Annotated in this window: 7 protein-coding genes and 2 pseudogenes; 4 read left to right on the top strand and 5 right to left on the bottom strand. The window is 37.7% G+C overall.

Features of this window, described 5'->3' with window-relative positions:
- Positions 1-70: 70 nt before the first annotated feature.
- From CP366_RS09780 to CP366_RS09770, 3 genes and pseudogenes are all read right to left on the bottom strand, one after another.
- Positions 71-1,366: pseudogene (locus tag CP366_RS09780) on the bottom strand (beta-galactosidase); the annotation flags it as partial.
- 10 nt (positions 1,367-1,376) lie between these two features.
- Positions 1,377-3,293 (bottom strand): PTS sugar transporter subunit IIA, encoded by a 1,917-nt coding sequence (locus CP366_RS09775; RefSeq protein ID WP_089148087.1) that lies wholly within the window; start codon positions 3,291-3,293, stop codon positions 1,377-1,379.
- A 192-nt stretch (positions 3,294-3,485) separates the two neighbouring features.
- Entirely contained in the window at positions 3,486-4,493 is a 1,008-nt protein-coding gene (locus tag CP366_RS09770; protein WP_023488663.1) for a LacI family DNA-binding transcriptional regulator, read from the bottom strand.
- A 224-nt stretch (positions 4,494-4,717) separates the two neighbouring features.
- On the opposite strand from CP366_RS09770, the gene CP366_RS09765 reads away from it, so the two are divergent.
- From CP366_RS09765 to galE, 3 genes are all read left to right on the top strand, one after another.
- Complete coding sequence (locus tag CP366_RS09765) at positions 4,718-6,598, top strand: glycoside hydrolase family 2 TIM barrel-domain containing protein (protein ID WP_089148088.1); 1,881 nt, start codon at positions 4,718-4,720, stop codon at positions 6,596-6,598.
- Positions 6,582-7,532, top strand: coding sequence for a beta-galactosidase small subunit (locus CP366_RS09760; protein WP_013086597.1), 951 nt, complete (start codon positions 6,582-6,584; stop codon positions 7,530-7,532). The genes CP366_RS09765 and CP366_RS09760 overlap by 17 nt, the downstream gene beginning before the upstream one ends.
- A 103-nt stretch (positions 7,533-7,635) precedes the next feature.
- On the top strand, positions 7,636-8,628 hold the full coding sequence (galE, locus tag CP366_RS09755) for a UDP-glucose 4-epimerase GalE (RefSeq protein ID WP_089148089.1): 993 nt from the start codon (positions 7,636-7,638) through the stop codon (positions 8,626-8,628).
- Positions 8,629-8,738: 110 nt separating this feature from the next.
- Here galE and CP366_RS09750 read toward each other — a convergent pair.
- Positions 8,739-9,615: pseudogene (locus tag CP366_RS09750) on the bottom strand (nucleotidyl transferase AbiEii/AbiGii toxin family protein).
- Positions 9,612-10,202, bottom strand: coding sequence for a type IV toxin-antitoxin system AbiEi family antitoxin domain-containing protein (locus CP366_RS09745; RefSeq protein WP_089148090.1), 591 nt, complete (start codon positions 10,200-10,202; stop codon positions 9,612-9,614). The pseudogene CP366_RS09750 and the gene CP366_RS09745 overlap by 4 nt, the downstream one beginning before the upstream one ends.
- Before the next feature lie 337 nt (positions 10,203-10,539).
- On the opposite strand from CP366_RS09745, the gene CP366_RS09740 reads away from it, so the two are divergent.
- Positions 10,540-11,367: a substrate-binding domain-containing protein gene (locus CP366_RS09740; RefSeq protein ID WP_233197984.1), complete on the top strand. Its 828-nt coding sequence runs from the start codon at positions 10,540-10,542 to the stop codon at positions 11,365-11,367.
- The last annotated feature ends 175 nt before the right edge of the window (positions 11,368-11,542 follow it).

Raw genomic sequence — 11,542 nt, 5'->3', positions numbered from 1 at the left:
CGATTAATGGAAATATCCCGAAAGGCATCCTAAATCTCACAGCCGTTTACACAAGTTTTTATACTGAACCATAATAATCAAGAATTGAGTCAACATAATGCAGGTCTTGGCTAATGCCATCGACATATTCATAAGACCAGAAATTGCTCCAGTCAAAAATAATAGCAACTTTAGCCTTAGTCTCTGAGCCGAGAATGGTCGATCCCGCCTGCTTTAACTTTTGCCCTAAGTCAGTTAATTCATGAAAGACTCGTGTATCAGTTCTTTGTGAATGAGCAATAATTGCACTGTGGAATTTTTCGGAACCACCCACTGCTTGCTTTAATTGGAAGAACTGAACAGTGTCAGCACCGTGAGCAACAGCTTGCAATTCGGTTGCGGCCATTTGACCTGGACGCTTTAGTGGACTGTAAGATTGCCAGTTAACTTGTGAAGGTGCAGATTCCATTAACATAAATGATTGATGCTTAAGGCTTCTCATTAAGTCATACAAGAATGCTGGCTTATAAGCAGGTGCGTCGTAAGTTGGATAACTATCATAGGAAATAATATCTTGATCCTTGGCCCACTTTTGATAGTCAATCATCTTGTTTGGCAAACTGTGGAAGTTAGTAGTTACAGGCGTTTCAGGATCGTACTTCTTGATGACTGCCTTTTCCATCTTGAAGAGGTTTTGCAAACTTTCGGATTGAAAGCGCAAGTAGTCGATTGAAAGGCCAGCAACAATGGTTTCGCTACTTTCTGGACCCCATGCATCCCCCAACTCGTTTGGAACAACAATTTCATCCCAGTCATAAATCGTGTGACTCCAAACATTCATGTTCCAAGCCTTGTTGAGCGCACCCAAGGTCTTGTATTTGTTTCTCAACCAGTCACGGAAGGCGTTTTGACAATTTCCACAGTAGCAGTTGCCACCGTATTCATTGTTCACGTGCCAAACTACGATATGCGGATTGTCAGCGTAGTGCTGGGCCAATTTTTCAACTAACTCACTATCCAGTCTTTGATAATTCTTGCTGTTCGGACAGAAATTGTGCCGCTGACCAAAGACGTGACGTCTGCCTTGGTAATCAACTCTTGCGATATCCGGATACTTTTTAAACATCCAGGCTGGCATTGCGGCTGTTGCCGTACCCATCACAATATCAAAGTTTGCATCAGATAATTCTTGAACGATCTTGTCTAATTTAGAAAAGTCATAGACTCCTTCTCTAGGTTCAAGAACTGCCCAAGAGAAAATATTAATTGTAGCTGAATTTAAATCTACCTTTTTAAAGACCTTAATGTCTTCAGGCCATGTTTCTTCTGTCCATTGATCGGGATTGTAGTCTCCACCATAAAGAAAACGTGATAATGTTTTTGTCATTTTTAAGCCTCTACTTAAACTGGACTTCTACTACTTCATCACCATGTTTTACAGTAGAACCTGCTTTAATTGAACTAGCTTTTTTAATTCTACCTGGTTGAGTGTAGAAGGTAACGATCGTATCCTTGTAGCCATTCTTAAGAGCCAAATCACGATCAAATTCTAGTAATAAGTTACCCTTCTTGACTTCTTGTCCATCATCATAATACGTTTCAAAGCCTTCACCACGCAAGTTTACTGTTCCAAGACCAACGTGGACGACTACTTGCAAGCCATTATCTGAGATAATCTCAAAGGCGTGTTTTGTACCAAAGGTAAATCTAATCTTACCATCGAATGGTGCATAGATCTTGCCGGCACTTGGTTTGATTGCGAATCCCTTTCCTGGGAATGGCTTACCATCTTCGTCGACGACGGAGGACATTTGCATCAATTCACCATCGGCTGGTGCGTAAATCTTTTGCTGTCTAGGTCTTGCTTTAGTTGAATCGTCTTTTTCGATTTCACCTTCAGCAAGCTTAGTCTTCAATTCTTCAACAACTTTGGCGTGTTTCTTTTCGGTCAAAGTTACTTTGCTTAAGAACACGATGATTGAAATCACAGCTAAGATTAAAGGAATATATAAGGCCATTGTATTAAAAGTGCTGATATCATGTGCTGTCATGTCGGCAGCAGTTGCGGCACCTGTCATACCAGCTGCAATAGCTACATATCCAACCAAAGCATTAGAAACAGCACCAGTGAATTTATCGATCATTGGACGAACTGCCAAAACGACGGCCTCGTTTCTTTGACCACTCTTAAGCTGACCATATTCAATCGCATCAGTTAAGGTCAAAACAGTTACTAATTGAGCAAAGTTGATGTTGAATAAAACCAACCCTAAGTCCATTAACACAACATTATCACGGCAGAAAATGAATAAAAGATAAGCACAGATCATGCAAGTTTGACCTGCAACAAACAACCATTTTCTTGGAATGTACTTATTTAAAACTGGGAATAATGGACTGACACAGAACCCTACAATCGTTGCAGCAAGCCCTACAACCCAGAATTCGCCTGGTTTACCAATGACAAACTTGTACAGGTAGAACAAAACCCCGTTAGTAATAGTGTTAGCAAGTGAAAAGACTAAGTAGGCTAAACTCGGCCAAAGAATTTGATCGTTATGGAAAATAGCACTGAAGACTTGAGGCAAAGTAGTTTTCTGCTTGGCTGAATTTCTAATTAAATTGTGCTTTTCTTTAGTACCTAAGCAAACAATAATGGCACAAACAATTGCTAAAGCTGAAATTACGGCCGCAAAGGCAAGCCAACCTGGTGCGCCTTCTTCATGTTTACCAGTAACTGCATAAGTTACCCCAGTTACTAAAGGAACAACGATAATTGCTAAACCGTTCCAACCAATAGCACCTGAAAAGGCACCCAATGAAGTATAAATACCACGCTCATGTGAATCTTCACTTAAAGCCGGAACCATACCCCAATATGAAACATCGGATAATGAATAGAAGATATCAAAACCGATGTAGATAATTACGAATAAGATAGCGAAAAAAATCCAATTGCTTTGCGCTAAGCCAAAGATTCCAGTAAATAAAATTAATAATACTGCACTAACTACAGTACCCAAGAAAATCCATGGCTTAAACTTTCCCCATCTTGTTTTGGTATTATCAACTATGTTGCCCAAGATTGGGTCAATAACCAACTCGACAATTCTAATCACTACCATTAAGCCAGTGATTAAACCAATCAATTTATCAGCTACTGATTGCTCTAGCCCACTGAACATTCCGCTAGTAATAAAAATAATAAAGTATGTACTCATTACACCATAAAAAGCTGCGTGTCCTAAGTTACCCAGACAGAATGATGCATAGGAAATTATTTGTTTCCCTGAATTTTTATGACCGTTTGTCATAATGCTTCCTCCTAAATTGTTATCATCTGTAACCGTTTACATATCTGAGTATACGCTTAGTATCAGTTTCGGTAAATTATTTATTTAATATAACTAAATTATTTACTTATAGTAAAAATAAAAGAGAATGCTATGCTTCAGCATTCTCTTTTCAAAATATTCAAAATAAAAAATTTTTATTTACTAAAAAATTTACTCACCTTTAGGAATAAAGCTTTTACGTACCACCAAGTTAGTGTTCATATTCACATCAATATGCGCACGATCAGGTTGAATAATTAAATTGGTCAGCATAGTTAAAGCTAAATCAATCATTTCCTGCTGGTTGATGTTGTAAGAAGAAAGTGGTGGTGATACGTACTTCACTACATTACTGTTATTGATACTCAAGATTGCGGTATCTTTTGGTACGTTAATATTTTCTTCGTTAAAGGCCTGTAAAACACCGACTGCTAATGTATCAGAAGCAATTAAAAATGCATCTGGTAAATTGTTCTTGTACTTCTTTATTACTTCTTTGCCAAGCTTATAACCATTTTCAACGCTGAATGGTCCTGAAACGAACACGTTGCTGTCATCTTTTCCGCGAACCTTCATATATTCCGCAAAGGCAACGGAACGTGGATCATTTTCTTGAATATGATCATGCTTAGGGCCAACACCACCAATAAAACCAATCGATTCATAGCCGTTTTTAATAAACAAATCAATAGCATTCTTAACTGTTAAAGTTAAGTTAGGTCTAATTGAATCGAACAATTCGGGAGCTGGATTAGTATCAACAAACACCCCATTTGGTAAAACTCCGTGCAATTTTACCAACTCAGCATTTTCGATTGGCGCTGCTCCAACTCCAATAAAACCTTGGAACAATGAGGCATTTTCAATTAAGTCAGCTGCATTATAAAAGGTCTTCATCTTCATTGATTCTTGCTTAACGGTTTCTACCAAGGCTTGCTTTAAAGAAGTAAAATACTCATCTTGCAACTGTTCTTTATGGTTAGTGCGGTAAAGAAGCGCAATTGTAGGCTTAATTTCCTTTTCTTGGTGGTCTTTCCAATAACCAAGCTTATTAGCAATTTCTAAAATTTTATTTTTGGTATCTGCAGTAATCGATAAGTTAGGATCATTATTGAGCAACCGCGAAACAGTCGCAGAAGAATACCCCGACTTTTGTGCAATTTCTTTAATAGTTGTCATAATTATTTCTTTCCCATTTACTAATATTCCTGTCTTTATTATACAAAATATTTACTTAATTCCAATAAAGATCAATTTTATTCAAAAATATTTTTCTCGAGATTTGCCAATTAATTTATTTACTTTTAAATACTAAATTATTTATTTATTTGATAAATTATTTAATTTGGTATTATAATAAAACCGTTTTCAAAATATATTTTTTATAGAAACTAGGTCTTATCATGAAAGCAAATATCAAATGGCTTGATGATCCTGAAGTCTTCAGGATTAATCAACTGCCAGCTCACAGTGATCATCCTTTTTACAAAGATTACCGTGAATGGCAAAACCACAGCAGCAGTTTTAAACAAAGCCTCAACGGTGCCTGGCAGTTTCATTTTTCAAAAGATCCTCAAAGCCGGCCCATTGATTTTTACAAACGCAGCTTTGACTCATCTTCCTTTGACACCATCCCCGTTCCTAGTGAAATTGAATTAAACGGCTACGCCCAAAATCAATACACTAACATTCTGTATCCCTGGGAAAGCAAAATCTATCGTAAACCTGCCTACACCCTGGGGCGCGGCATCAAGGATGGCGATTTTAGTCAAGGAAAAGACAACACAGTCGGTTCATATCTTAAACACTTTGACTTAAATCCTGCTTTAGCCGGCCATGACATCCATATTCAATTCGAAGGCGTTGAACGGGCCATGTATGTCTATCTCAACGGTCACTTCATCGGTTACGCCGAAGATAGTTTCACACCTTCCGAATTCGATCTTACACCTTACATTCAAGCAAAAGACAACATCTTAGCTGTCGAAGTCTTCAAACACAGCACTGCTTCCTGGCTAGAAGATCAAGATATGTTTAGATTCTCCGGTATTTTTCGTTCAGTTGAACTCTTAGCCTTACCTCGGACTCATCTAATGGATCTAGATATCAAACCAACTGTTGTTAATGATTACCATGACGGTGTCTTCAACGCTAAATTGCACTTTATGGGTAAAACCAGTGGCAATGTCCACGTCTTAATTGAAGATATCGATGGCAAAACTTTGCTTAATAAAAAGTTGCCACTTAAATCAACCGTTGAAATTGAAAACGAAACTTTTGCCAATGTTCACCTATGGGACAACCATGATCCATACCTTTATCAATTAATCATTGAAGTTCATGACCAAGATGGCAAATTAGTTGAACTTATTCCTTACCAATTTGGTTTTAGAAAAATTGAAATTACCAAGGATCATGTGGTTTTGCTTAACGGCAAAAGATTAATCATCAACGGCGTTAATCGTCACGAATGGGATGCTAAGCGTGGCCGCAGTATTACCCTAGCCGACATGAAGCAAGACATTGCTACCTTTAAACACAACAACATCAATGCCGTTAGGACCTGCCACTATCCAAATCAAATTCCTTGGTACTATCTCTGCGATCAAAACGGAATTTACATGATGGCGGAAAACAATTTGGAGTCCCACGGCACCTGGCAAAAGTTAGGCCAAGTTGAAGCTACTTCCAATGTACCCGGCAGCATCCCCGAATGGCGTGAAGTCGTCGTCGACCGTGCCCGCAGCAATTATGAAACCTTCAAGAATCACACTGCAATCTTATTCTGGTCACTTGGCAACGAATCATATGCCGGCAGCAACATCGCCGCTATGAACAAACTCTACAAAGATCACGATTCTTCTCGCCTCACCCACTACGAAGGCGTCTTCCATGCACCAGAATTTAAGAAAGAAATCTCAGACCTTGAAAGCTGTATGTATTTGCCACCTAAAGAGGCAGAAGAATATCTCCAAAATCCTAAAAAGCCACTTGTCGAATGTGAATACATGCACGACATGGGCAACTCCGACGGTGGCATAGGCTCTTACATCAAGCTAATTGATAAATACCCTCAGTACATGGGCGGCTTTATCTGGGACTTCATCGATCAGGCTCTGCTTGTGCATGATCCAGTCAGCGGACAGGACGTATTGCGTTACGGTGGCGACTTTGATGATCGTCACTCCGATTATGAATTCTCTGGCGACGGTTTAATGTTCGCAGACCGCACACCCAAACCAGCAATGCAGGAGGTTAGATACTACTATGGCTTACACAAATAATTTACACGTCGTTTATGGCGAAGCTAGTTTAGGAGTCAATGGTCAAGATTTCGCCTATTTATTCAGCTACGAGCGTGGTGGCCTTGAATCTTTGAAAATCAAGGACAAAGAATGGCTTTACCGCACGCCTACACCAACTTTTTGGCGGGCGACCACCGATAACGATCGCGGTAGCGGCTTTAATCAAAAAGCAGCCCAATGGCTAGGAGCTGACATGTTCACTAAATGTGTGGGTATTCACGTTCAAGTTGACGATCACCAATTCGACGAATTGCCTATCGCTCCAATCAATAATCAATTTAGCAATCAGGAATTTGCCCATGAAGTAAAAGTGGCTTTTGACTACGAAACTTTAACTACTCCTGCAACCAAAGTCAAAATCATTTACAATATTAATGATGCTGGTCACATGACGATTACCATGCATTATTTTGGTAAAAAAGGCTTGCCGCCTTTGCCTGTTATCGGCATGAGATTCATTATGCCAACCAAGGCTAAAAGTTTTGACTATACTGGCTTGTCTGGTGAAACCTACCCTGACAGAATGGCTGGAGCAGAACGCGGAACTTTCCACATTGACGGCTTGCCAGTTACTAAGTATCTTGTACCACAGGAAAACGGGATGCACATGCAGACTAATGAATTAGTCATCACCCGTAATTCTACGCAAAACAATGCGGACAAAGATGGCGACTTTAGTTTAAAGATTACGCAAACTAAGCAGCCATTTAACTTCAGTTTACTGCCATACACTGCAGAAGAATTAGAAAATGCCACCCACATTGAAGAGTTGCCATTGGCTCGTAGAAGCGTATTGGTAATCGCGGGAGCTGTTCGCGGCGTAGGCGGCATCGACAGCTGGGGCTCCGATGTAGAAGAGCAATACCACATCGATCCTGAGCAAGATCATGAATTCTCATTTACGCTAAATTAATTTAAAGAATTTATTTTGAATTAGTAAATAATTTACTAAATAGTGTGTTATAATGTAATCGATTTCAATAAAAGATAATAACTAAAATAAAGGAGCGCAAAACATGAAAGTTTTAGTTGTCGGTGGTGCGGGTTATATCGGCTCACACGCTGTACGCGAATTAGTTAAAGAAGGCAATGATGTTGTTGTCTTAGATGCTTTATATACTGGTCACAGAAAGGCTGTAGATTCTAAGGCTAAGTTTTACCAAGGCGATATTGAAGATACTTTTTTGGTAAGCAAAATTTTACGTGATGAAAAGATTGATGCTGTAATGCACTTTGCAGCATATTCATTAGTTCCAGAGTCAGTTAAAAAGCCACTTAAGTACTATGACAATAACGTTACTGGCATGATTTCATTATTACAAGCTATGAATGACGCTGGTGTTAAATACTTAGTCTTCTCTTCAAGTGCTGCAACTTATGGTATTCCTAAGAAATTGCCAATCACTGAAGACACCCCACTTAACCCAATCAACCCATACGGTGAAACCAAGATGATGATGGAAAAGATCATGGCTTGGGCTGACAAAGCTGATGGTATTAAGTACACTGCTCTTCGCTACTTCAACGTTGCTGGTGCTGCAAGTGATGGCACAATCGGTGAAGATCACGCACCAGAAACACACTTGATTCCAAATATTTTGAAGAGTGCAATTTCTGGGGATGGTAAGTTTACTATCTTTGGTGATGACTATGACACTAAGGACGGTACCAACGTTCGTGACTACGTTCAAGTTGAAGATTTAATTGATGCTCATATTTTGGCACTGAAGCATATGATGAAGACTAATAAGTCAGATGTCTTCAACTTAGGTACTGCACATGGCTACTCCAACTTGGAAATCTTGGAAAGTGCTAAGAAAGTTACCGGCATTGACATCCCTTACACAATGGGGCCACGCCGTGGCGGCGATCCTGACTCGCTTGTTGCCGACTCAACTAAGGCTCGTACAGTTCTTGGTTGGAAGCCAAAGCATGAAAATGTCGATGACGTGATCGCCACTGCTTGGAACTGGCACAAGAGTCACCCAAAGGGCTACGAAGACAAGTAAAGTATAATAAAGATTTCTATAAAAACTAATCGTTTTTCAAACTATTTTCTACATCTATTATCTAAAAAAATGACGCTGGTTCGATCAACTAGCGTCATTTTTAATTGAAATTATTTTTCAAACTCTAATTTAGTTAGCCAAGTTTGAACTGCCTGAATAACTTGAGTAAAAGTGATTCCCTTAGCAAAAGGATGTTTTCTCACGTATCTATTCCAAAGATTCTGCATATTACTATTTTCAGCAATAATATCTACTTGTCTTAGACAATACTTATAATCTATATCTTGTCCTGTCCAAAAGATTGATTCACGGTAATTAGTAGTATTAGCAAAAGCTGACTTTAAAGTAGCTAAATTGATTCGTTCTCTCTGCAGTATGAATAAATCATAGAGATCTTTCATACGTGTATTAGCTATTCCTCTCGTAATTACCGTTTCTAATTTTTCCGCTACTATAGTTTCCATAGTATATGCCCAAATATTAATATGTCGATCTTCTAAATGTAATTTATAGCTATATTCAATCTCCCTAGGTGTAATAACATCCCCTGTTGAAACATCTACTTTTAATGGATATCTTATCTTCCGAAAAGAAGCATTAAAATGTAATCGATAGCCCTTGTACTCTTCATGCTCATGAATCTGTTCAATTTCTGACAACGAAATGCTTAATAGATCCCCCGCTAATTTTATTTGACAGATTTCTTCAAATACTTTAGCTATTTGTTTTTCGGTCAAATCTAATCCTTTTATCTCAGCATCAATGTCTTCCGTGGATCTTTTATCGATACCAACAATAGCCGACAACAAAAAAGCCACCTTTTAAAATGAAATTATCTCGATATTTTGATACTGAAATTCTTTCTAGCAAATCATCTAACATAATTTCTTGCCATAATCGACCAATCTCATTTCCTTTTATATTATGCTCTCTAGCATACCTTCTTACATCTGCTTTGAACTGCTTCTCATCAACATAATTTTTCACAACAACACCTCTAAGTAGCTATTTACCTTTCTAGTTACCCTAAACTTTTCTGCAAAAGACATTAATGTATTTATGTCTTTTTTCTTTTCCTTATTCCACATCTTGAAGGCATTGGTAATTATTTCGATATCTACAGCATTAATCGGTCGCAATATTTCAGCTAGAGTTCTTTCAGGAGTATAGAGATTAATCACATTTCCATTGAATGATTCAGTTTGAGTTATTCCCTGAGTAGCCAAACTTTTAGTTTGAATATGTGGATTTATTTCAATATCCAAAGTTGGATTATTGTAGCCCCTAGGAAAAGTCATATCTAAGCTAAAAGGATATTGATCACTTAACCCCCATAAATATAATGCTGTTTCTAAAGAATAGATTCCTTTTTTATATTTTTGTTGCAAACTATAAAATATATCCTCGGTATCATCACCAAATAAATAAATTCCCGGACGTATTTTTTCTAACATACCATCCTGAACAGCTTTCGAAATACTATAACTTGATACTCCATTTAATGCTAATTCACGATGAGTAATTGTACCGTTATGTATTTTTGCTAGTTGACTAATCAATGATTTTTGTTTCATAAGTACTGTCAATATACGAATATGGAATTATATTACCTACAATTGAAAAATATATTTCTCCTTTCATTATTTCGAACATAAGTTTAATGAATTACAAATATAAAAACAAGCGAACAAATTATTAAGATTTTATTATTTCCATATTCTTCTTTTTCAATTGCTTTTTTACTTATTTTACTACACTTTACTATGTGGTGTAGTAAAATAAGTAAATTTTAGAATCAATGAGGCTAGTAGTGCCCGCGTTATCGAAACCTCCAAACGCCTGCATTATTCGAAATCTCAAAAACGTCCTGGTCCCAAGCAAACTGATAACCAGCTCTCGATTGCACTAATCATGCGTTATAACAAATCTCGTGAAATCACCGATCCCTATTTTCTCAATCTGCATAAAGGCATTAATGAAGAAGCCAAGAAATGGCATTTACGTATTGAGCAACCTTTTAGAATAGAAGATGATGATAAAAATTGGGCTGACTTAGCTAAATTTGGCGCAGTGCTAATCGAGGGTGAAATGACACCTGCAGCAATTAAGCAGATTCAAAGCATTAATCCTCATATAATTTTTATCGACGTCAACACCAATATTCATAATTGTAATATCGTTCGTAATGACTTCGTGGAAGAAACTTCTCATATTCTTGATACCCTCTATAATCTGGAACACAAGAACATTGTTTATATCGGTGGAAAATCATTGGTTCTTGATCTTGACGGTAAGATTGCTTGTGAAAAAAATGATCTACGTGAACTCACTTACTTGTCCTGGATGAAACTCCACAATCTTGACCAGTACTGCCATTCTTTTATTACTGATTGGTCAACTAACTCTGCTTTTGAAGCTGGAAAAGAGATCTTAAAACTGCAACAACGTCCTACTGCTGTTGTTGTCGGTAGTGATCCTATGGCATTAGGTGTTTATAAAGCCTTTAGTGATGCAGGTGTTAACATCCCTGACGATATCTCTGTTGTTAGTTTTGACGATGTGGATATTAATCGTTTCTTAACCCCTACTCTTTCCAGCGTTTACATGAACACTGAAGAAATGGGTAAAACCGCTGTCCGTTTGGCTAAAGAGTTAATCACTGAGGATATTCAAATTCCGCTTACAATTACTTGCCACAGTCAGTTAAATATCCGTGACTCCATTTCCAAAAGAAAATAATAAAAAAGAAAAGCCTCGAAAGCACTCAACTTTCGGGGCTTATTATTTTAACCAAAAAAGAGTTTCAACAAGTTTAAAAATATATGTGTAATTGTGTTTCTTAAGTGTTATAAAGTGTGTTATAATCTCGCTACAAGGTGGTGAGATTTTTTATGTCTAGAATTATGTATTTAAA

This window comes from Lactobacillus sp. UMNPBX15, from assembly GCF_002553785.1.
In the GTDB taxonomy this organism is placed as follows: Bacteria; Bacillota; Bacilli; order Lactobacillales; family Lactobacillaceae; genus Lactobacillus; species Lactobacillus crispatus.
Note: the sequence above shows the minus strand (reverse complement) of the source record. Positions and strands in the feature narration are given on the sequence as shown.

What these genes read in the sequence shown, in the direction of transcription:
- CP366_RS09775 (WP_089148087.1), bottom strand. Translation starts at nt 3,293, where the DNA reads ATGACAAACGGTCATAAAAATTCAGGGAAACAAATAATTTCCTATGCA.
- CP366_RS09770 (WP_023488663.1), bottom strand. Translation starts at nt 4,493, where the DNA reads ATGACAACTATTAAAGAAATTGCACAAAAGTCGGGGTATTCTTCTGCG.
- CP366_RS09765 (WP_089148088.1), top strand. Translation starts at nt 4,718, where the DNA reads ATGAAAGCAAATATCAAATGGCTTGATGATCCTGAAGTCTTCAGGATT.
- CP366_RS09760 (WP_013086597.1), top strand. Translation starts at nt 6,582, where the DNA reads ATGGCTTACACAAATAATTTACACGTCGTTTATGGCGAAGCTAGTTTA.
- galE (WP_089148089.1), top strand. Translation starts at nt 7,636, where the DNA reads ATGAAAGTTTTAGTTGTCGGTGGTGCGGGTTATATCGGCTCACACGCT.
- CP366_RS09745 (WP_089148090.1), bottom strand. Translation starts at nt 10,202, where the DNA reads ATGAAACAAAAATCATTGATTAGTCAACTAGCAAAAATACATAACGGT.
- CP366_RS09740 (WP_233197984.1), top strand. Translation starts at nt 10,540, where the DNA reads ATGCGTTATAACAAATCTCGTGAAATCACCGATCCCTATTTTCTCAAT.